Annotated in this window: 23 protein-coding genes; 7 read left to right on the top strand and 16 right to left on the bottom strand. The window is 31.4% G+C overall.

Annotated elements, in window-relative coordinates:
- Positions 1-21 precede the first annotated feature (21 nt).
- From IGB25_RS10735 to IGB25_RS10720, 4 genes are read left to right on the top strand one after another with little or no spacing between them, the layout of a single operon-like run.
- Complete coding sequence (locus IGB25_RS10735) at positions 22-1,332, top strand: phenylacetate--CoA ligase family protein (protein WP_211065008.1); 1,311 nt, start codon at positions 22-24, stop codon at positions 1,330-1,332.
- 7 nt (positions 1,333-1,339) lie between these two features.
- Complete coding sequence (gene wecB / locus IGB25_RS10730) at positions 1,340-2,431, top strand: non-hydrolyzing UDP-N-acetylglucosamine 2-epimerase (protein WP_211066902.1); 1,092 nt, start codon at positions 1,340-1,342, stop codon at positions 2,429-2,431.
- Positions 2,424-2,849, top strand: coding sequence for a hypothetical protein (locus IGB25_RS10725; protein WP_211065007.1), 426 nt, complete (start codon positions 2,424-2,426; stop codon positions 2,847-2,849). The genes wecB and IGB25_RS10725 overlap by 8 nt, the downstream gene beginning before the upstream one ends.
- An 18-nt stretch (positions 2,850-2,867) precedes the next feature.
- Positions 2,868-3,599: a glycosyltransferase gene (locus tag IGB25_RS10720; protein WP_211065006.1), complete on the top strand. Its 732-nt coding sequence runs from the start codon at positions 2,868-2,870 to the stop codon at positions 3,597-3,599.
- On the opposite strand, the gene IGB25_RS10715 is transcribed toward IGB25_RS10720, so the two are convergent.
- The 3 genes from IGB25_RS10715 to IGB25_RS10705 are packed head-to-tail and all read right to left on the bottom strand — an operon-like array spanning position 3,593 to position 7,254.
- Positions 3,593-4,945, bottom strand: coding sequence for an exopolysaccharide biosynthesis polyprenyl glycosylphosphotransferase (locus IGB25_RS10715; protein ID WP_211065005.1), 1,353 nt, complete (start codon positions 4,943-4,945; stop codon positions 3,593-3,595). The two genes, IGB25_RS10720 and IGB25_RS10715, sit on opposite strands and share 7 nt — an antisense overlap.
- A 3-nt stretch (positions 4,946-4,948) precedes the next feature.
- Positions 4,949-5,935 (bottom strand): UDP-glucuronic acid decarboxylase family protein, encoded by a 987-nt coding sequence (locus tag IGB25_RS10710; RefSeq protein ID WP_211066901.1) that lies wholly within the window; start codon positions 5,933-5,935, stop codon positions 4,949-4,951.
- A gap of 11 nt (positions 5,936-5,946) precedes the next feature.
- Positions 5,947-7,254, bottom strand: coding sequence for a UDP-glucose/GDP-mannose dehydrogenase family protein (locus IGB25_RS10705; protein ID WP_211065004.1), 1,308 nt, complete (start codon positions 7,252-7,254; stop codon positions 5,947-5,949).
- Positions 7,255-7,350: 96 nt separating this feature from the next.
- Here IGB25_RS10705 and IGB25_RS14985 point away from each other — a divergent pair, with 96 nt between their 5' ends.
- Positions 7,351-7,689, top strand: coding sequence for a glycosyltransferase (locus IGB25_RS14985; RefSeq protein WP_247653487.1), 339 nt, complete (start codon positions 7,351-7,353; stop codon positions 7,687-7,689).
- A 183-nt stretch (positions 7,690-7,872) separates the two neighbouring features.
- Positions 7,873-8,433, top strand: coding sequence for a glycosyltransferase (locus IGB25_RS14980; protein WP_247653486.1), 561 nt, complete (start codon positions 7,873-7,875; stop codon positions 8,431-8,433).
- On the opposite strand, the gene IGB25_RS15660 is transcribed toward IGB25_RS14980, so the two are convergent.
- Genes IGB25_RS15660 through IGB25_RS10685 form a run of 3 tightly spaced genes read right to left on the bottom strand, consistent with a single transcriptional unit; the run spans position 8,427 to position 10,266 of the window.
- Positions 8,427-8,777, bottom strand: a complete 351-nt coding sequence (locus IGB25_RS15660; protein ID WP_371815985.1) for an O-antigen ligase family protein — start codon at positions 8,775-8,777, stop codon at positions 8,427-8,429. The genes IGB25_RS14980 and IGB25_RS15660 overlap by 7 nt on opposite strands.
- 17 nt (positions 8,778-8,794) lie before the next feature.
- Positions 8,795-9,622, bottom strand: a complete 828-nt coding sequence (locus IGB25_RS10690) for a hypothetical protein (RefSeq protein ID WP_211065003.1) — start codon at positions 9,620-9,622, stop codon at positions 8,795-8,797.
- Positions 9,623-9,639: 17 nt separating this feature from the next.
- On the bottom strand, positions 9,640-10,266 hold the full coding sequence (locus IGB25_RS10685) for a DUF6418 domain-containing protein (protein WP_211065002.1): 627 nt from the start codon (positions 10,264-10,266) through the stop codon (positions 9,640-9,642).
- 139 nt (positions 10,267-10,405) lie between these two features.
- On the opposite strand from IGB25_RS10685, the gene IGB25_RS10680 reads away from it, so the two are divergent.
- Positions 10,406-10,648: a hypothetical protein gene (locus tag IGB25_RS10680; protein ID WP_211065001.1), complete on the top strand. Its 243-nt coding sequence runs from the start codon at positions 10,406-10,408 to the stop codon at positions 10,646-10,648.
- Between the two features lie 256 nt (positions 10,649-10,904).
- Here the strand turns inward: IGB25_RS10680 and IGB25_RS10675 are convergent, their stop codons facing one another.
- The 10 genes from IGB25_RS10675 to IGB25_RS10630 are packed head-to-tail and all read right to left on the bottom strand — an operon-like array spanning position 10,905 to position 20,916.
- The gene (locus IGB25_RS10675; protein WP_211065000.1) at positions 10,905-11,924 is read right to left on the bottom strand and encodes a hypothetical protein; all 1,020 of its coding nucleotides are present in this window, start codon (positions 11,922-11,924) and stop codon (positions 10,905-10,907) included.
- 6 nt (positions 11,925-11,930) lie between these two features.
- Complete coding sequence (locus tag IGB25_RS10670) at positions 11,931-13,247, bottom strand: lipopolysaccharide biosynthesis protein (protein ID WP_211064999.1); 1,317 nt, start codon at positions 13,245-13,247, stop codon at positions 11,931-11,933.
- Entirely contained in the window at positions 13,247-14,266 is a 1,020-nt protein-coding gene (pseI, locus tag IGB25_RS10665) for a pseudaminic acid synthase (protein WP_211064998.1), read from the bottom strand. The genes IGB25_RS10670 and pseI overlap by 1 nt, the downstream gene beginning before the upstream one ends.
- Positions 14,267-14,270: 4 nt before the next feature.
- Positions 14,271-15,269: a GNAT family N-acetyltransferase gene (locus IGB25_RS10660; RefSeq protein ID WP_211064997.1), complete on the bottom strand. Its 999-nt coding sequence runs from the start codon at positions 15,267-15,269 to the stop codon at positions 14,271-14,273.
- Complete coding sequence (locus IGB25_RS10655; protein ID WP_211064996.1) at positions 15,266-16,105, bottom strand: cytidylyltransferase domain-containing protein; 840 nt, start codon at positions 16,103-16,105, stop codon at positions 15,266-15,268. Before IGB25_RS10655 ends, IGB25_RS10660 begins: the two co-directional genes overlap by 4 nt.
- Positions 16,086-16,859, bottom strand: coding sequence for an SDR family oxidoreductase (locus tag IGB25_RS10650; protein ID WP_211064995.1), 774 nt, complete (start codon positions 16,857-16,859; stop codon positions 16,086-16,088). Before IGB25_RS10650 ends, IGB25_RS10655 begins: the two co-directional genes overlap by 20 nt.
- A 1-nt stretch (position 16,860) precedes the next feature.
- On the bottom strand, positions 16,861-17,700 hold the full coding sequence (locus tag IGB25_RS10645) for an aldo/keto reductase (RefSeq protein WP_211064994.1): 840 nt from the start codon (positions 17,698-17,700) through the stop codon (positions 16,861-16,863).
- A complete protein-coding gene (gene pseC, locus IGB25_RS10640; protein ID WP_211064993.1) occupies positions 17,697-18,863 on the bottom strand; it encodes a UDP-4-amino-4,6-dideoxy-N-acetyl-beta-L-altrosamine transaminase in 1,167 nt (388 codons plus the stop codon). Before pseC ends, IGB25_RS10645 begins: the two co-directional genes overlap by 4 nt.
- A gap of 27 nt (positions 18,864-18,890) precedes the next feature.
- Complete coding sequence (gene pseB, locus IGB25_RS10635) at positions 18,891-19,898, bottom strand: UDP-N-acetylglucosamine 4,6-dehydratase (inverting) (protein ID WP_211064992.1); 1,008 nt, start codon at positions 19,896-19,898, stop codon at positions 18,891-18,893.
- Positions 19,899-19,926: 28 nt separating this feature from the next.
- Positions 19,927-20,916 carry a hypothetical protein gene (locus IGB25_RS10630; RefSeq protein WP_211064991.1) on the bottom strand — a complete coding sequence of 330 codons (990 nt, stop codon included), beginning with the start codon at positions 20,914-20,916 and terminating at the stop codon, positions 19,927-19,929.
- Positions 20,917-20,949: the final 33 nt, after the last annotated feature.

Here is a 20,949-nt window from a genome sequence, read left to right as displayed (position 1 = left end):
CCTAATTAAAATTGATATTATTTGAATCGGTTTGAACGTGTTTTAGAGTTATCGGGCTTTCCATTGAAAAAAGCCAAACCGCATCTTTTGCAAATAGAAAACAAGTTGCAAAATGATGCAAAATCTTATATAGCCGAACAGCGTCAAACCATTTTTCAATATCATCAGCAAAATAATCCTTTTTACAAAAAGTTTTTAGACCAAAACAATATTTCATCTTGGGACGATATACCTGTTATGACCAAAGCCGATTTACAACAACCTCTACATCAGCGTTTGTCTGATGGCTACAAATTAAAAGATGTTTTTGTTAACAAAACCAGTGGTTCAAGTGGTCATCCGTTTAGTTTTGCCAAAGATAAATATTGTCATGCTTTGACGTGGGCAAATATTATCAAGTTGTATCAACAACACGATATTGAGATGGGCAAATCGCTTGAAGCTCGATTTTATGGCATACCAAAATCAGGTATTGCACATTATAAAGAACGCCTGAAGGACAAATTTGCCAAGCTGCATCGGTTTGATATTTTTGATTTGTCTGATGAAGCATTAGCACGTTTTTTAAAAACTTTTCAAACTAAACCTTTTGAGTTTATCAATGGCTATACGAGTTCTATTGTAAGATTTGCCAAACATTTGAAAGCACAAAACAAGATTTTAAAAGACGAATGTAATAGTTTAAAATTGTGTATTACAACCAGTGAAATGTTGTTTGAAAACGATAGAAAATTATTAGAAAAACAATTGGGCGTTCCTATTGTCAACGAATATGGTGCGAGTGAATTAGATGTGATTGCTTTTGAAAATCATAACAATGAATGGTTGGTTAACCGCAAAACGTTATTTGTAGAAGTTGTTGATGAAAGCGGAAAAGCTTTGCCTTTTGGAAAAGAAGGTGAGATTGTTATTACCAGTTTATACAACAAAGCCCATCCGTTTATTAGATATAAAATTGGAGATAGAGGAGTTCTGGCAAGAAATTCTAAATCAGATCAGCCTATTTTAGAACAACTTACAGGAAGAACGAACGATTTTGCAAAATTGCCAAGTGGTAAAGTGATTCCCGCATTGACGTTTTATTATGTTACAAAATCTGCCATAGAAAACACAGGACAAGTCAAAGAAATTGTAGTGGTTCAACATCGTATAGATCAATTTGAAATCAATTATGTAGCAGATAAGATCTTAAACGACCAACAAAAACAGACTATACTCAAAGCCATAGATAAATATCTTGAGCCGAATTTAAAGATTAATTTTAACCGAAAATCACAAATCAAACGTTCAAAAAGCGGGAAGTTGAAGCAGTTTGTGTCTAAATTAAAATAATTTAATTATATACAAAATAACCATCGTAGCAGGAGCAAGACCAAATTTCATGAAAATTGCTCCAATCATTGAGGCAATTAAACTTCATAAAGATTTAATCAATTTCCGTTTAGTGCATACAGGTCAACATTATGATAGGAAGTTAAGTGAAACTTTTTTTGAAGAGTTAGGTATACCCAAACCTGATATTAATTTAGGTGTTAAAAGTGGAACGCAAGCTGAGCAGACAGCCCAAATCATGATAAAATTTGAAAAAGAACTCATTTCTCAACCATCAGATTTGGTTTTAGTTGTTGGTGATGTAACTTCTACTATGGCTTGTGCTATCGTCGCCAAAAAACTCAATATAAAAGTTGCTCATGTAGAAGCAGGCATAAGGTCTGGCGACATGAAAATGCCTGAAGAAATAAACAGAATTGTAACAGATAGTATTACAGACTACTTTTTTACCACTACAGAATTGGCTAACAAAAATCTTTTAAATTCTGGTAAGTCAAAAGATCAACTTTTTTTAGTAGGTAATGTCATGATTGACACCTTAAATAAAAACATCAATAGACTTAGTAAACCGAGTTTTTGGGATGAAGTTAGGCTAGAAGAAAAATCTTATTTTGTAATGACACTTCATAGACCTTCTAACGTAGATGAAGAGTATAAGTTAAAATCATTAATTACCACAATAGTCGAAAACAGCAAAGGCAAACCCATCATTTTCCCTGTTCATCCAAGGACTAAAAAATTACTTCAAAATTTATCTTTAAACTTTGAAAACCTTCATTATGTAGAACCTTTGGGATATCTTAATTTTATATATTTAATAAAAAATGCATTTGCTGTCTTAACAGATTCTGGCGGTATCACAGAAGAGACAACTGTTTTAAACGTTCCATGTATAACTTTTAGAGATTCAACAGAAAGACCCGAAACTTGTGAAATAGGGACTAATGTTTTAGTCGGTTCTGATCTCAATAAAACAAAAGACGCTTTTGACATTTTAAACAACGGTCAATGGAAAGAAGGTAAATCTCCAAAATTATGGGATGGTAAAACGGCTAAAAGAATTGTAAATGAATTGATCAAAATTTTTAAAATTGGATAGAAAAATTACCATTATAACGAGTTATTTTCCGCCTGAAACTGGGGCAAGATCAAACCGAATTTTTTCTTTAGCTAAACAATTTCAAAAAAACAATTATGATGTAAAAGTCTTATCACCTTTACCTAATTATCCTACTGGAAAAGTCTATAATCAATATAGGGGTAAATTGGTTTATAAAGAATTATTTAAAGGTATAGTTGTTGTTAGATTGTTCATTGTAGCCAGTAAATCTGCAAATAAGTTTAAAAGGTTGTTTTCCATTTTAAGTTATGCTTTTAGTGTTTTTTTCTATTTACTTTTTAAAAAGACTTCAAATAACATAATTATTCAATGTTCACCTCTTTTTATTGGTTTTTTTGCTGTATTGGGTGCTAGATTAAAATCTAAAAAAATTGTACTTAACGTCTCTGATTTATAGCTACCAGCTGGACTTGAAATGGGTATATTAAAAAAAGGAAGTTACTATAGCATTCTTGAAAAGATGGAATTATATATTTATAAATCATCTGATATTATACTAGGACAATCATTAGAAATATTAGAACATGTCAATCAAATTGTAAATAAGGATAATAAAAAACTATTTCTTTACAGAAATTTTCCTCAATTTGAAATCCCTCAGGCTAAACCAAAATCAGAACACAATAAAATAAAAATTGTTTATGCTGGGTTAATTGGTATAGCACAAGGGATTGTTGAAATATGTGAAAAGGTGAAATTTCCTGAAACTTCAGAATTCCATATTTACGGTGATAGTCCTTACGCAAAAGAAATTGAAAAAATAGCTAATACTAAACCAAATATTTTTTATCACGGAAGCCTCAAAAGAGAAGAACTTCATAAAGCCCTTCTTGAGTTCGATCTTACACTTATACCTTTAAAAAACAGAATATATGGATCTGTCCCTTCAAAAATATTTGAGTATTCTAAGTTAGGCTTACCAATACTTTTTTTCTCAGATGGTGAAGGAGCGGATTTAGTAGATAACTTAGGGGTTGGTATTAGTCAAAGAAAAATTGATTATAAAGCATTAGAAAACAAGATTAATCTTATCATAAAAAAAGAAATAGTACTACCTGAAAACAAAAAAATAGTTAAAATATCCAATAAGTATTTTAACTTAGAAAAACAATTTAAGGAATTTGAAAATCAAGTGTTGCATCAATAAGCTTTTTTGTCACCTTTAAAAGCATTAAATATGGTCATAAAAACAATTTTAATATCCAAAAATACCGACCAGTTTTCGAGATAGAAGATATCGTATTTCACGCGGTTAATAATGTCTTTGTCGGTTTCTATTTCACCGCGATAGCCACTGACTTGGGCCAAACCAAGAATGCCAGGTTTTATGAAATGACGCACCATAAATTTATCGATTTTGCCCACAAACATTTCTGTATGCGAAACTGGATGTGGTCTTGGGCCAACAACAGACATATCGCCGAGCAAGACATTGTAAAATTGTGGCAACTCGTCTATGCTGGTTTTTCTGATAAATTTACCGATTTTTGTTACTCTGTTATCATTGGGTTTGACCCAAGATGTTTCAATTTCAGTATTAGGTCGCATTGATCTGAACTTAAAACAGACGAATTCTTTGTAGTTTAAACCATTGCGTTTTTGTTTAAAAAACACAGGACCTTTAGATTCTATTCTAATGAGTAGTGCTATTAGAGGTGTAAGCCATGATAATATAAAAATCACAACAGCAAGTGAAAAAATAAAATCAAAAGACCGTTTGACAAATTTATTGAAAGGTTCTTCTATAGGAATGCTTCTTAGAGATAATATGGGTAAAAAGCCATAATAATCAACTTTGAGTTGTTTGGCATATATGTCTTTTGTGTCAGGTAGAAACTTTAACACAATAAGGTTGTTGTCTGCAAAATGAACTATGGTGTTAATTTGTTTTTGTGTGAGTTCTGCCATAGAACAATAAATTTCGTCAACGTTATTTTCAATTATATAATGAAAACAATGATCTAAAAATTTATCATTTTTTTTTGTACAAAACATTTTTAAAAATTGGTATCCAAATTCAGGGTTTTCATTAAAAAAAGTTTTGAGTTGGTGTGTTCTTAAATTGTCTCCAATTATGATGGTTTTTCTTAAATTTCCTTTATAAAATTTTCTATAATGTTTAAGTAGATAATTGACTAAAAGCTTAAAGCTAAGTATGATAGAAAAGCTTAAAATTAAATATTGAAAAACTAATGCAACTTCAAGTTCAAAGCCTTTATAAATCGCAAAATAAGAGCAAACAATAAGGGTAAACAGAAAAAATTGTTCAAAGGCAAGAGAGAGTATTTTAACAATTTTGGTAAATCTATAAACTTCGTAGTAGTTGGTTTTTAGCGACAATATTAACCAAGCTATGCTATGAAATAAAACAAAAGAGATGGCTTCGTTAAGACTTAAACTTAATAACCAAATGGCAAGTATGCTTATAACAGAAATATCAATTACATAAATAATAGGTCTAAGATATCCGATGTAGCGCCATCTTTTTCTCATAAATTACCTTTGATTGTGTTTTGAAAAATCTTTATGCTCACTGGCATGTAGTTCTTCTTTTGATAAGCTTTTAAAATAGTTATAGGTAGTTTTCATCCCTTCGGCTCTATCGACTTTTGGTGACCAGTTTAATTTTTCTTTAGCTAAAGATATATCAGGTTGGCGTTGCATAGGGTCATCTTTGGGTAAAGGTTTAAAGATGATTTTTTGGTTGGTTCCTGTGAGTTTGATGATTTCTTGAGCAAAGTCGAGAATGCTAATTTCGTTTGGGTTACCAATGTTTACAGGTTTTGAATAGTCTGAGTGTAAAAGTCTAAAAATGCCATCTACTTGGTCGTCAACATAGCAAAATGATCGGGTTTGAGAACCGTCGCCAAACACGGTTAAATCTTCGCCTCTCAAGGCTTGACCGATGAATGCAGGAATCACTCTGCCGTCGTTGAGGCGCATTCTTAGCCCATAGGTATTAAATATTCTTACAATTCGAGTTTCTAAGCCGTGAAACCTGTGGTAAGCCATTGTTATGGCTTCTTGAAAGCGTTTAGCTTCGTCGTAAACGCCACGTAGGCCAATACTATTGACATTGCCGTAGTAATCTTCTTTTTGAGGATGAACCAAAGGATCGCCATAAATTTCAGAAGTGCTGGCAATAAGTATTCTGGCGTCTTTGGCTTTAGCTAAACCCAGCAGATTGTGGGTTCCTAAAGATCCAACTTTAAGGGTTTGAATGGGAATTTTGAGATAATCGATTGGGCTGGCTGGCGATGCAAAATGCAAAATGTAATCGAGCTCTCCGGCAACGTGCACAAACTTTGAAACATCGTGATGATAAAATTCAAAATGCTCATTCTTAAACAAATGGCTGATATTTTTCATATCGCCGTTGATGAGGTTGTCCATCCCGACTACTTTGTAGCCTTCATTTATAAACCTATCGCAAAGGTGAGACCCAAGAAAACCAGCGGCACCTGTAATAAGAACTCTTTTCATCATAGTTTTTTTTAAATAAATTGCCTGCCAACAGAACGATAACTGAATTTTTGAGTTTTTATTTCTTCAATATCATACAAATTACGACCATCAAAAATGACGTGGTTGTTCATCAGTTGTCTGAGTTTTTCAAAATCTGGTGTTCTAAAAATGCTCCATTCCGTGCAAATTAAAAGCGCGTCAACATCTTTTGAAGTTTCATACATATCATTAGCATAATATAATTTGTCGCCATATTTTGCTTTGACATTGTCCATCGCTTCAGGGTCAAAGACCTTGATTTTTGCTCCAGCTTCTAAGAGTTTGTCAATCATATATAAAGCTGGTGCTTCTCTAATGTCGTCGGTTTCAGGCTTGAAAGCTAAGCCCCAAATGCCAATGGTTTTATCGTTTAAATCGTTTTTAAAATACTCTAATATTTCAGGAAAGAGTATTGTTTTTTGATTTTCATTAATATCGACAACCGCTTCCAAAATTTTGAAATGGTGATTGATATCATTACCCGATTTGTGTAAAGCTTTGACATCTTTCGGGAAACAAGAGCCGCCATAGCCAATACCAGGAAACAAAAAGCGTTTGCCAATCCTTGAGTCTGTTCCCATACCAAGACGAACTTTGTCAACATCTGCACCAACTTTTTGACAATAGTTAGCGATTTCATTCATAAAAGTAATCTTAGTGGCGAGAAAAGAATTTGTCGCATATTTGGTGAGTTCGGCTGATTTTTCATCCATTATGATAATGGGATTGCCAGAACGGACAAAGGGATTGTAAAGCCTTTGCATAATATTTTTGGCTCTATCGCTACTTGTTCCTATCACAATGCGTTCTGGTTTTAAAAAGTCATCTACGGCAAAACCCTCTCTCAAAAACTCGGGATTTGAGACCACGTCAAAATCAGTTTTAGCATTTTCGGCTATGGTTTCCTTAACTTTTTCAGCGGTGCCAACAGGAACTGTGCTTTTATCAACAATGACTTTGTAAGAGGTGATGTATTCTCCAATTTCTTTGGCAACACCGAGAACGTATTTTAAATCTGCTGAGCCGTCTTCGTCTTCAGGCGTTGGTAGAGCCAAGAATATAACTTCTCCAAAGTCAAGACCTTGATGAAGGTTTGTTGAAAAGGTCAAGCGTCCAGCATCGATATTGCGTTCAAACAACACATCAAGATGAGGTTCGTAAATAGGCACAATACCGTTTTGCATTTTTTCGACCTTGTCTTTATCTATATCTATACATAAAACGTCGTTGCCTGTTTCGGCGAGACAGCTACCTGTAACGAGACCGACGTAGCCAGTTCCAATGATTGTGATTTTCATATAAATTTTATTTTAAAATAGAAAAGTAAAAATTTGATGATAGAAGTTTAATAGATTAAAACCTTAGGGACAAAAATATGATTATTTTTGCTCTAAATGAAAAAAATTAAAGTATTACACATTTCTGAAACTTTTGTCACAGGAGTTTATACTTACATTCAATCTATTTGTGCTTTTACAGCCCAAAATTCAAATATTGAAACGCATATTATTTATAGTCCAAACCGCGAAGGCACGGATCAACTTAATTTTAAAAAAGATTTTTCGCCTGACACAAAATTAGTAGTGCTTCCCATGCAAAGAGAAGTTTCTTTTTTGAAAGATTACAAAAGTTTGCAACACCTTAAAAAAGCCATAAAACAAATAAAACCCGATGTCATTCATTTACACTCATCAAAAGCAGGAGTTTTGGGGCGAATAGCAAGAAAATCTTAGCCTACAGCAAGAGTCTATTACACGCCAAATGGTTATGCGTTTTTAAGAGAAGATATTTCTCCGCTTAAGCAAAAGCTGTTTAAACTGATAGAACGTTGGATACCCAAAATTTATGGTGGCACAACCATAGCTTGTGGAGACACGGAATACGAGTATGCAAAAGCCTTTGGAAAGTCTAAAATGGTGAGAAACGGCATTAATTTATCTGAACTTGAAAACATAAATGTCAGTTCAAACTCAAATCTTAAAAGTATTGTGACTTTAGGAAGAATAAGTGCACAAAAAAACCCGAAATTGTTTAATGCTGTTGCTGAGAAATTTCCTGATCTAAAATTTGTTTGGATTGGCGAAGGTGAGTTGCGGCATTTACTCACGGCATCAAATATTGAAATCACAGGATGGTTAGACCGCGAAAGTGCATTAAAACAATTAGCCACACACGATGTCTATATGCAAACTTCGCTCTGGGAAGGTTTGCCTTTTACTATTATTGAAGCTATAGCTTTGCAGAAGCCTATTTTGGCTACAAATGTGGTTGGTAATAAAGATGCGGTTTCTCATCAACACAATGGTTTTTTGTGTGGTAATTTAGAGGAGTTTGAAAATGCCATCAATCAATTACAATCTGAACCTGAATTGCTCAAAACCTTTGCAGAACAATCTCAAAAACTGGCTTATGAGAAGTTTGATCGGGATAAGAATTTTAGGGGGTTAATTGAGATATATTCAAAACATTCTCATTGAGAATTATTAACTTTCTTTTCTATCCTATAACTTAGAATTAGCGAGCCAAACAGTGCAAAATAAAATAAGCCTTGCTGAACATCTAAATAACTATCAGTTAGCATAGAAGTTATAATCAGAAAAAATATTAAAGTATATTCTAAATGACGGATAGCTTTTAAAAATATAGAAACAAGTATAAACAAAAAGACACTTAAGCCAAGTATTCCATATTGAAATGTAACAGACAAAAACTGATTATGAGCGTGAACTTTGTGAAGGTCTAAATCACGTGATTTCAATTCTCTATGGATCAAGTCTTTTTCAGTGCCTGCACCATAGCCTAAAAAAGGCCTTTCTTTAATTAAATCTATTGTCGCTTTTACCAGAGCTTAAGTCTAAAATTTATTTGATGGTAATCAGTAGCAATTTCTGTAACATTATCTTTTCCAATGTCTATGTTCATAGAATGTAATGTGCTGAATATTTTGTCTTTTGTATATTTATTAGAACTTATTAATACAGAGCCTAAAATTAAAACTAATATAAAAGCGACTGTGTTTTTTAAATTAATCAGCCTCTTTCTATTCATAATAAGATAAACTAAAATTATACATGCAAACTGAAGAATACCAAGTCTTACACTAAACAAAAGCAAGACAGAAAAAAACAGAATACTTATCCCTACACGCAGATATTTATTCCATTGGTTAAAACTAAACAGCATAAAAATTAATGCCGTACAAATATACATCGCATCTTGTGGCATATAGTTATGGAGCATGGACGCCTGAAAGAAATTATAGAAATGCCTTTGCTCAGGATATTTAAACCAATAAATCAACAGCTTAAATAGTGAAGTTAAGCAAAATACAACCCAAGATATCAAGAACAAAAACTTGCCAGTTCTTAAAGCCTTTGGGCTGATTTTATTGAAGTAAAATCCTAAAGGAACGAGAATTAGTGCCAAATTTTTAAATACCTTTTGCAGGCTTTCTTCAACATTACAGGTGTAAGACAGGCTGATTAAACTCACAAAAAAAAGTAAAGTAATAACAAGAACAGATGAGTTTTTATCTTTCTTTTTAAAGTTTAAAACTATTCCAGCAAACAAAAAAACACCAAACGAAATCACCACTAATGCATCGTTTAGGGGCAAAAGCAAAATACAGAGATAAAAGATATAATCTTCTATTTTATGAATTTTCAAAAAACTTATAATAGCGTTCAATTTAGCTGTCTTTTTTTAATGATGTTTAAGAATGCAAAATACAAGATCAGGAAAATGGCCATAAAAAAAACTTTATAAAAATATCCCATAGTAAAAGCATAAAGCAACCATATATAAAACTGAAAGGTTATAACCGCTAGAATTTTTGCATTTCTTTCAATAAATTTTCTTAAAACCCAACCTGCAAAACCTAAAAGTACAATAGTTAAAAAAATATGAGTCAACAGTGCAATGAGAACAGGAAAAATTTTAAACAAAATCCCAGGATAAGCATTGGTAAAATTAAAGCCACTATCAGCGTTGTTTTCTAGAACTTCTTTACTATCAGCAAATTCACTCATCATATTGGGCATGCCATAAAGTAAATCTGTAGGATTATAAGATCTTTCGGTATCATCAAATACAAAACGTTCTGTTGAACCCCACATCAAGTGACCTTGAAGACCGAAAATTCTATAAAAAATAGCTTCGTCTGGATCATAAATTTTAATATTAGCAAAGGGAACTCTAGCTTCGTATCTAGTGTAGATAACTTGGTATATCACAAAAGTTGAAATAGACAATATCACAATTATACTAAGTAATCTTTTCTTTAAAAATTGCTTAACCTTGTTTCTGTTCATAATAACAATAGGCAGGAAGAAACTGAAACTGCCATTAAGAATAGGTGAGAATTTTTGACCAATTAAAAAATTATAGAAAAAATATATCAGTAACATAATGGTTGAAAACCTCTTGTTCTTTAAAACCAATATGCCGAGTATGAAAGGAATAAATGTTGCAGTATTACCAAATAAAGTATTAAGGAAAGGAAACCTAGAGTTTGACCAATATGTAAATCTTGACAGTGACATATCAAACAGTGGAAGTGGAGAAAGTGCCGCATTAAAAAGTAATATTGAAAGCACTATAATAGTGCTTGCCTTTAAAATTAAACTTTCAGCGTTTTTCCCTTTATATTTAAATATAAATGTTCTAAAGTCATATTTATCTAAAGACTTATGACTTAAATAAAGCGTCAAAAGAGTTATAATGAAGTAAAAACAGGTTATAACCGTAGCCCAACTAAAGTAACTATTTCTGCCTTGCTCGTTGATATAAATACCAGATTCTATGTATATTAGAGAAGGTAAAATGGTTAAAGACTGAAAAATAATTAAACCATATATAAAACTAAACGCAAAAGCTTTCCTTACAAAGTATATGCAAATCAGCAAATACGCAGAAATGAAAAATAATTGATAATTTGATAGATATCCATTTATCCGCTTAGTTTTATAAAATTTAAATGTTCAAAAAGACGAGATATTTCATTGTTTATAATAGGCTTAAAGATAATTTTTAATTTTGATTTTGAACCTTCATCGCATCTTGAATATATTGTTAGCAATGCACTAGATATCATACTTGCAATATATTTTGACTGAATGTTTTTAAAATAATCTTCTTCTGCTAATAAATCATTATCTAAAATTTGAACTCTATTTTCCCCAAAAGCATTTTGCAAATAAGCTAGTTCAAAATCTAAGTATTGATGTCTTGGTTTATAGTAAACTCTATCAACCTGGAATGATTGTTCTTTTTCTTTTAGCTCGTCAATGAAATTAAAAAAAGTTTTTTTATATTCATTAAAACCAAAGATTTGAATTAAATTTTCTTGACCTAAGATATATAGGTTGTTTTTAAAATGATAAATGGTTTCTGTTTGTGTTGGTAATTTATGAACTCTTTTAGGAATAAAAGCTTTTTCGGGAAATGACAAATATTGCATAGTAGATTTATCATATTCTATACCTGACGAATGCCCTTGGTATTTTTTAAAAGGGATTCCAAAAATCTGAGACAATATTTTTTTTGTATAAAATCTGGTTTTACTTATGTTTTTAAAGCTGTGGTTGTAGTAGTTCAATACGCCGTCTTCAACAACTATAACTTCTGCATTTTTGTGAAAATTAAAAAAAAGATAGTTTGATAAAATATCTTCAATGTAAGCTAAATATATTCTAACTTTTTCTTCTTTTTTATATGGTTTAAGTTGATTAATAATTTTTCTATACGCCTTGATTTTTTTTATCATAAAATAAAAGTTATGAAAAAAATTGGTTCCTTTTTGCAAGAAATAAGCGTCCGATTTTATCACTTTTGCCCATATTTTTGGGCTGTAGTTTTTATTATCTGTTATTAGTATTTTTTGAGTATGCTTTTGATGAATTTCAGCTTGAATAATACACTCAAAGTTTTCTATATGTTTATCGGTTAGACCAAAATATACTTCAACCATAATATTTTAGAGTGTAAAGTGAGATTTAATACCCTTTCTTAAGCGAAGATAGGCTGAAGAAGAAATATTCCAAACAAACATACTTATAGATGTTGAAATAGTCGCTCCAATACCACCATAAATCGGGATAAGGGTTATGGTTAAAATAATATTTAAAATCAATGCAATGATAACTATGTTTCTAAAGACTTTTTGCTTACCTATCATCTGCATTACCACACCAACTGGTCCAGTAAATGCATTAATGATTTGACCTGCACAAAGTATAATCAAAATAACTTCTCCTTCTACAAACTGTTCGCCAAACAAATTGAGTAGAAATTTTCTAAAAATTATAATAACTGCTATTAAACTTGAGCTTAAATAAAAATTGATTTTGGTTGAAAACTTTACAATTTTATTAAAATTTTCAATGTCATTTTCAGCATAAGCTTTTGCTATTTTTGGTGCTAAAATAGAGCTGATAGCCTGAAGGAAAAAAATAGATAAAGTAGATATTTTTAAAGCAATATTGTATATCCCTACATTTTCAGTAGTTTCAAAAACGCCCATTAAAAATGTATCCGTTGATGATAAAATGATAATGGCAGAAGATGCCAGCATCATAGGAAACGCATCTTTTAAAAACCCCCAATAATGTGATTTGTGCTTTAGCTTTATGCCATTGAAATCTCTATAAACTAAAAACAAACTGATTAAAGCTAAGACTAAAATACCAAAAAAGTGAGATTGAACGGTAATTATGGGGTCTTTATCTACGAAAAAATATAAAACCAACAAGAAGAAAAGACTGAGCAAAAAGCGACCAGGATTGTTGAAAAAGGCAAAAATATTATTGCGGCTTCGAGCTCTAAAAAAACTCGCCGAAATTAAAACTATAGACCACAACGGGACAGAAAACAAAACCCAAGGTAAATAGGGTAAAATCTCTGGTTTTGGTTCTACAAGCAAATCCACCACAATTTCTTCACCAAAAACATAGACAATAAAACAAATGAGTAAACTGACCAAAAACGATTTTGACACTGCTTTATAAAATAAGCCAACATCAGACCTATATTCAGGTTTTGAAAATACTTTTACAATATTGGTGTCAATACCTAATCGACCAAAAACGCCTATGAATAGAAAAAAAGAAAAACAAAGTGCAACTATACCGTAAATGTTAGCCCCATAAGTTTGAGTAATAAAAACAGAAAAAACATAACCAAAGATAGTACCACCAACTCTAAACAAAATATAATAAAAACTCTTAGACAGAATTTCTGAAAAATCCTTATCGACTATGATTGACTTTACTTTGTCTAAAAGTGGTTTTATCATTATTTTGAAATATGATCTTCTTGAATTCTATCACCTTTTGAAAGGGTTTTGCTCACTGTTTTTCCTAAAATACGTGCAAGGTGTTTAGGGTGCATTCCGAATCCAGGTCTTACACTACGCACATTTTTTTCTGTTATGATTTCGCCTGCTTTAATATCTTCAGCGACATAAAGACTACGTGAAAATTGTTTGCCAGATTTTTGTTTCTCTGTCAGGTTGTAGCTCACTTTCCCTAAAGCTTTTTCCGCTTCTCTAACTGCTTTGACCATAGTCGTAAATTGCGCTTTGTCGAGTGAAAATGAAGCATCAGGACCACCTATGCTTCTATCTAAAATAAAATGTTTTTCAATGACTGAAGCTCCTAATGCTGTTGCAACTACTGGTACAGTAGTGCCTAAAGTATGATCGCTCAGACCTACTTTAACATCAAAATCTTTGGCGTATTGTTGCATCATAACTAAGTTGGCTTCGTCTATAGGTGCAGGATATGAAGACGTACATTTTAGGATTGTAATATCATTGTTGCCTACTTTTCTACAAGTTTCAACTGCAAGTTTAATATCATCATACTCTGCAATGCCCGTAGAAATGATCATGGGTTTTCCTTTGCTGGCTGTATATTCAATTAAAGGAATATCAGTGATTTCAAATGAGGCAATTTTATAAATAGGTGTATTTAAATCTTCTAAAAAATCGACAGCGGTTTTATCAAAAGGTGACGAAAAACAAATCAAACCCTCTTCTTTGGCGACTTTAAATAGCTCTTGATGCCATTCCCAGGGTAAAAATGCTTTCTTATATAAGTTATACAATTTATTACCATCCCAGATTGTGCCGCCAGAAATAATAAAATCATTCTTGTCAGAATCTAAAGTGATGGTGTCCGCTGTATAGGTCTGAAATTTTATGGCGTCTGCTCCAGTGTCTTTTGCGGCTTTTATCGTTTCTATAGCAGTTTCTATATTGCCACCGTGATTGGCAGACAACTCTGCTATAATAAAAACTTTATCTGAATTCATATCACTAATATTTAAATAATAAGGTCGCTTTGTTATTGACTTCTTTTTCAGTAAAAAAACTAAACCCTGCTTTTTTAAAAGTTCTTATTGAAGCTTCATTTTCAGGTTTTATATAAGCTAGAATAGTCTGGTTACTATGCTTTTTTAAATGAGATTTTATAGATAAGTTCAAAAATACACTAGATAAACCCTTACCTCTCTGCTTAGGTGAGATGTTGATTCCTATTGTAGAGGTATTATCTTCAATATCAAACCTTATAATTCCTGATTTAATCTCTTTATAATAACACATATAATAATCTGAATTGGGATTGTTCAATCTGGATTTAAACCAATTTATATGGTCTTCAAAATTAATCTCATTAGAATTGAAAGAATTCTGTCTAGTAGTAGAATCATTTACCCAATTATAAATTACCTTGACGTCTTCTTGTATTATTTCTCTTAAAAAGTAAGGATTAAATTTAGAATGTATAACAACATCTACAAACTTATTACCAAACCTGCTATGATTTACAAATACAGCTTCTTTCTTAAATTTTAAAGCTTCAATGGCTTCATAAAGATGTGGTCTAATATCAAAAGCGTAAGTATAAACCTTATGCAACCCTAAATCTTTAAAAGCCACTTGTTCAATTAGTTCTAAATAGGTTTTCCAATGAAAGTGAAAATGTTCTTCTTCAAGTTCAGTAGCTATAATAAATGAAATCTCTGCATTTTCATCAATCCAATTGATATGAACCAATCCGCCGTAACCGATGCATTTGTCGTTTTCTAAATATGAAAATAGAATTTGGTCAGGTTGGTCTTGGTTAAATAATTTTGCGACTACATTTTTAAAATAAGCATCCTGTTTTTCCTTGGTTAAAGGTTCGGCTTGTCGAAGGTGATACATTTGTTCATTGCGCCATTGCATAATTTTATAACGGTCTTCAAAACGGATAGGGATAAGTTTAAACTCACCATTTGAAAATTCTTGCTGATTTAATTGCTGATATTTCATTTTAAATTACCTTTTTTTAAAAGACTCGCCGTTTTTTTAAAATTTAAATCACTTAAAATTGGAATTACATCTTTTAATTCTTCATCTAAATCATTATAAACTTTTTTTTGTGTTTTTTTAGCGTTAATCTTCAGTAACCAGGGATATTCTTTTTCAATAAATTTAATAAGATCTAAACCTACATTAAGTTTATGATGTAAAGCAATCTGATAGATAGTTGATATTACTAAATAATCTTCTGGATAATCTACCGTAAGCCTTAAAGATTCATTTTCAAAACAAACGAACTTAATTTCGTTAATTTTAAATGAATTGTCTTGTCGAAGCTTGAGGGTCACATGCTCTTTGTCCTGTGTAGTTAACTTCAATTTTTTTAATTTGAGTAAAGATCGAGATTTAAATAATTCAAAATTCATCCCTAATGGCAATCCCTTTGTAATGGAATAATCAGTCTTAGAACTTAAATGTTCCTCAATAGCATTATCTAAAATCTTATAATCAAGTATAGGATTGTCTGCTGTAACTCTTACAGCTGTATCATAATCTTTGGATTCTAAAATATTAATAAATCTACTTAAAACATCATTTTCAGAACCTCTAAATATTTTAACAGAATTCTTTTTTGCTATAATTTCAAGTTCATCGTTCTCTGGATTTACAGAAGTAGCTATAAATATATCTACTTCAAATTGAGACTCTTTCAATTGATTGATAATACATTCTAATATAGAATCTTCACCAGTTATAGGCATTGGCATCAAAATCTTTCCTGGCAGACGGGTAGATTTCATTCTAGTTTGTATAATAACTACTATTTTATTTTGCTGTCCAGCCACCATCTACAATTATATTTTGACCTGTTATAAAATCTGAAGCATCTGATGACAAGAACACAAAAGTGCCAGCTAAATCTTCTGGTTTTCCTACACGATTCAAACACGTTTTTTTTGCTAAATCATTTATGAACTTTTCACTCTTTTGTACATTTTTTGAAGGAAAAGGCCCTGGAGTTACAGAATTTACGAGTAGTCCTAAATTTCCTAAGTAAGATGCATAATATTTAGTGAGCTGAATAATCCCAGCTTTTGCGACTCCATAATGAGGAGGATTAAGGAATTGTGGAAAACCATCGTAAACTTCAAACTGCGGAGCTGTCATACCATACATGGAAGACACATTTATAATTTTTCCATACTTCTGTTTTTTCATAAATGGAATGACTTCTCTAATAGATCTAAAAACACTATTTAAAGATCCATCTATACCATATTTCCATTCCTCATCGGTCATGTTTTCAGGGGATTGACCTTTACTATATAAAGCATTATTTATCAATACATCGAGACGATTAAATTGATCAAAAACGTGCGTAAATGCTTTTTTTATAGATTCGGTAGAAGATATATCACAATGGACAAAATACAGGTTTTTATTATCAGAAAAAGCATTTTCAAATTTTTCAGCACTCCTGCCTAAAACAATAACTATTGCGTTATGATAAAGAAGACTATTTGTAATAGCTTTTCCTAAATGACCATAACCCCCTGTTATGAGCACAACTTTTTCTGTTAAATCGAAGGTGTAAATCATATCAAAATTTCCATTTGGATGGCTGTAATATTGAATCGCTTATTTTTACTGAAAAATGTTTAAGTTCTTTAGCACTTTCTAATGATTCTATATTATGTAAAAGTTGCTGACTGTTTTGCACACCTAGTATAACTTTGTCAATTAAATCGAATGAGAGTACATATTTTAATAAAGCTCCTGCAAGATTGGATTGAAACTGTTCTTGTAGTTTTGAAATAAAAGGTATAGCATCTGAAAAATGATGAGATAAATCCCTTGGATTCATAAAAAAAAGACCTTGTAAAAAAGTAGACCTTGTATGGATTTCGCAGTCATTCTTTTTTAAATCTTCCATAACCTCTTTAAATCTATTATCAAAATAATTGAAAGGAACTTGAACTAAATCAGGCATAATTTCTTTTTCTTTTAAAAGAAAATATTCTTCTGGTTCATTAAATGAAAAGCCTATTTTTTCAACCTTCTTGGTTTTTTTTAGGTGTAATAAATAATACCAAATGTCATTATTCTCTATAACATCAAGTGGTCTATGAGCTAAATAACCATAAATATTATCTAATTTCAGTTGTTTTAAGGATGTATCAAACTGGTGTTGAATTTTACCGCCTTGTTTCTCAGGAAGAAATTTAGTTATGATTTTAAATCTATTCTGGTTTAGCTTACCTAATACAGATTCAGACTCACCATAACCAAAAGCAGTATCGAGTGTATTAATTCCTTCTTGATGAGCTAAATTAAGAATTTTTGAAACTTCTTCAAAAGGTGTTTTTCCGTTATTATTTGAAATTCCATAGTCAATTCCAAACTGAACAGTTCCTATTGCTATTTTTTCATGTTTATTCATTTAAAAAAGCTTTCAATAGTTTCAATGACAAATGTTTGCTCTTCTGTTGTCAATGTAGGGAACATCGGTAAACTTATACAATGCTTATAATAGTTTTCAGCCATAGGCAAATCGCCTTCACTCCAACCTAGGTCTCTGTAATAAGGCATCAAATGGCATGGAATATAGTGGATTTGAGCAAAAATATTTTGATCTCTTAAGTATTTATGCAGCTCTTTTCTTTTCTCAACTTCTATTATATATAAATGATAAGCGTGACCTTCAACCACTCCAGATTGACCTTTGATATAGGTTTTATTAATAAAAGCTTTTTGATAAGTTTTAGCTAATTCACGTCTTTTAGCTAAGCCTTGATCTGCTCTTTTGAGTTGGCTATATCCAAGTGCAGACTGGATATCTGTTAATCTATAATTGTACCCTAATTCTTGCATTTCATAGTACCATAAAGAATCATCAAAAATTCGCTTAGAAAAATCTTGTTGAATGCCGTGAGTTCTTAAATTGATTAAATGCTTATATAAATCTTCATTATTTGTGGTAATCATTCCACCTTCGCCTGTCGCAATATGTTTTACGGGATGAAATGAAAAAATAGCTAAATCAGCAAATTTACCATTACCACAATGTTGCTTTTCACCTTGACTATCAATAAAAAATCCGCCTCGTGAATGGCAAGAGTCTTCTATTATCCAACAATCAAATTCATCAGCCAATTGCCTAAAAGCTTCTAAATCGACTGCTCGCCCAGCAAAATCAACGGGTATAATACCTTTTATCTCTTTTTTAGTATCGGCTTCAAGTATTTTCCTAACCGCATTAATGTCAAGTAGATAAGTTTTAGGGTCTATATCTGCAAAGATGATCTCGCCACCACAATATCTTACACAATTGGCTGATGCTACAAATGTAATAGGAGTTGTAATCACTTTATCTCCAGGTTTTACTCCTAGTGCAATGCTATTTAAGTGTAGTGTCGCTGTTCCGTTTGATACCGCTACGGCATATTGAGAGCCTACATAATTAGCAAAAGCATTTTCAAACTCTTGAATTTTTAGTCCTTGCGTTAAATAATCTGACTTTAATATCTCAACAACTGCATTGATATCTTCGTCTGTTATGTTTTGACGACCATAAGGGATTGTTTTGTTTTTTAAATTTTTCAATATAAAAGATAGTTTTCAAAATTTAGCTTAACAAGCTTTTATTTTGTTTGATTTAATAAGGTTTCTCAAATTTTCTACTGTTTCCCATTCTGTGTTTTCATAAGAATTGTAATTAAAGCCTTCAGGCACTTTTTTGGCGTTGAAAGTGTTAATAAACTCTTCTATTTTCCATTTTGATTTTGGAGGAAGTATAACATAATATTTACCCAAATCATAGGTAAAATAAGAGTCTGAAGATGTAATCATTTCTTCGTGTATTTTCTCTCCTGGTCTAATACCAACAATAGGATAATCGCAATCAGGACCAATGGCTTTGGCTACGTCCATTATCTTATATGATGGTATTTTTGGAATAAATATTTCACCTCCCCAAGCTTTTTCTAAAGCATGCATCACCATTTTAACACCATCAAGGATAGAGATGTTAAAACGCGTCATATTTGGATCTGTAATGGGCAATATACCATCTTTTCTTTTCTTAAGAAAAAATGGGATAACAGAGCCGTTGCTTCCCATCACATTTCCGTATCTAACAACTGAAAATTTTATAGGGTTCCAACCCGTGATGTTATTGGTCGCGACAAAGAGTTTGTCTGAAGTTAGTTTTGTGGCACCGTAAAGATTTATTGGTGCACAAGCTTTATCTGTAGATAATGCGACAACTCTTTTTACATCAGTTTCTAAGGTCGCGTGAATTACGTTTTCTGCTCCACCAATATTTGTCTTAATACACTCATCAGGGTTGTATTCAGCCAGATGCACATGCTTCATAGCAAGAAGATGTATAACATAATCTACGTCTTTAAATGCTCTTTTTAAACGTTCTCTGTCTCTTACATCGCCAATTAAAAAACGCATTTGAGGAAATTGATTTGAAGGAAATTCTTGAGCCATCAAAAACTGTTTTTGTTCGTCTCTAGAAAATATAATAAGCTTCTTTATGTCTTTGTGATTATCGAGGATATATTTTGTCAAAGCTTTTCCTAAAGATCCAGTACCGCCAGTGATTAAGACTGATTTATCTTTTAAATTCATTATGGATTTTCATTTTAAAATGTGTGAATTAAGGAGTATAAAATCTTTTGGATTTTGAAATTACGTATTTGAATAGATAAAATAGCAAATAAAGACTTATCAAAAATAATGGCAACAGATATTTTTTGTCTTTATCAGTGATTTTCTCATTATATTCTAATGCATAGTTTGAATCTATTTTTTTTATAATTTCTTGTTGATTTTGAATTTGGGATCTAAGAAACCCATCGTTTTTTAATAGATCTTTCTTTTTTTGAAGAATATTATCTATCACTTGATTTTCGTTGATTGAAACTTTAAGGTTTTCTTTGGAGCTATTTTGTTCTTTAATCACAGATTCTATGATATTATCAATTTGATTTATGATTTCCTTATTCTGGATAAGTTGTTGCTTATAGTTTTCTATTAAAATATCTTTAATCCCAGTAAAATATTCATTTGCATTTATATGTGATAATAACTGATTGGTTATAGTTTTGTGATGATTTTGTCCTTTAATAATAAGTTTCACTCTATGAAAAGGATAATTGTAACTATTTACGTGGCTTTCTAAAAATTTATCTACATCATCTTGTTCGTCTAACAAAAGCTTAAAAATTTCTTTATTTTCTTCAGACTCAGATATAAATTTATAAATATCGAGTATGGGTTCAATTTCTATGTCTTTGACAAGGTCGTATTTTGAACCAAAAACCTGTTCAAGATAAACGGTATCTTTTTGTTTTATTTTAGCTTCAAGAGCATCTATTTTATTGTACAAATAATCTGTACTGCTGTAATTTGTAACGACTGTCAAGTCTGTTCTGTAGTTAGTTTTTAAGACCTTGTCCAAAAAATAACCAGCAACTACACCTACAACCAACAATATAATTAATACAAATTTGTGCTTATATAAAAAGAAGAAAATGCTAAGGATAACCTTTAAAAAAGAAATAAACAAACGTTTAATCTCTCCAAAAACCACACCCAAATCAATTTCATCATCAACAGTCGAGGGTTTAGTAGAATGTTCGCTCATAATGGGAAGTTTATTAAACTAACGGCAAATATA

The sequence above is a fragment of the Flavobacterium sp. CS20 genome, from assembly GCF_018080005.1.
Lineage (GTDB): Bacteria > Bacteroidota > Bacteroidia > Flavobacteriales > Flavobacteriaceae > Psychroflexus.
The sequence above is the reverse complement of the archived record's forward strand: the minus strand, read 5'-3'. Positions and strand labels throughout refer to the sequence as shown.

Bases quoted from the DNA above. Each gene is read 5' to 3' on its own strand.
- IGB25_RS10710 (WP_211066901.1), bottom strand. From the start codon at position 5,935: ATGAAAAGAGTTCTTATTACAGGTGCCGCTGGTTTTCTTGGGTCTCAC.
- IGB25_RS10685 (WP_211065002.1), bottom strand. From the start codon at position 10,266: ATGAACAGAAACAAGGTTAAGCAATTTTTAAAGAAAAGATTACTTAGT.
- IGB25_RS10715 (WP_211065005.1), bottom strand. From the start codon at position 4,945: ATGAGAAAAAGATGGCGCTACATCGGATATCTTAGACCTATTATTTAT.
- IGB25_RS10680 (WP_211065001.1), top strand. From the start codon at position 10,406: ATGAAAGGAATAAATGTTGCAGTATTACCAAATAAAGTATTAAGGAAA.
- IGB25_RS10705 (WP_211065004.1), bottom strand. From the start codon at position 7,254: ATGAAAATCACAATCATTGGAACTGGCTACGTCGGTCTCGTTACAGGT.
- IGB25_RS14985 (WP_247653487.1), top strand. From the start codon at position 7,351: ATGAAAAAAATTAAAGTATTACACATTTCTGAAACTTTTGTCACAGGA.
- IGB25_RS10630 (WP_211064991.1), bottom strand. From the start codon at position 20,916: ATGAGCGAACATTCTACTAAACCCTCGACTGTTGATGATGAAATTGAT.
- pseI (WP_211064998.1), bottom strand. From the start codon at position 14,266: ATGAATTCAGATAAAGTTTTTATTATAGCAGAGTTGTCTGCCAATCAC.
- IGB25_RS10670 (WP_211064999.1), bottom strand. From the start codon at position 13,247: ATGATAAAACCACTTTTAGACAAAGTAAAGTCAATCATAGTCGATAAG.
- pseB (WP_211064992.1), bottom strand. From the start codon at position 19,898: ATGAATTTAAAAGATAAATCAGTCTTAATCACTGGCGGTACTGGATCT.
- IGB25_RS10660 (WP_211064997.1), bottom strand. From the start codon at position 15,269: ATGAAATATCAGCAATTAAATCAGCAAGAATTTTCAAATGGTGAGTTT.
- IGB25_RS10650 (WP_211064995.1), bottom strand. From the start codon at position 16,859: ATGATTTACACCTTCGATTTAACAGAAAAAGTTGTGCTCATAACAGGG.
- IGB25_RS10675 (WP_211065000.1), bottom strand. From the start codon at position 11,924: ATGGTTGAAGTATATTTTGGTCTAACCGATAAACATATAGAAAACTTT.
- IGB25_RS10720 (WP_211065006.1), top strand. From the start codon at position 2,868: ATGGGTATATTAAAAAAAGGAAGTTACTATAGCATTCTTGAAAAGATG.
- IGB25_RS10645 (WP_211064994.1), bottom strand. From the start codon at position 17,700: ATGAATAAACATGAAAAAATAGCAATAGGAACTGTTCAGTTTGGAATT.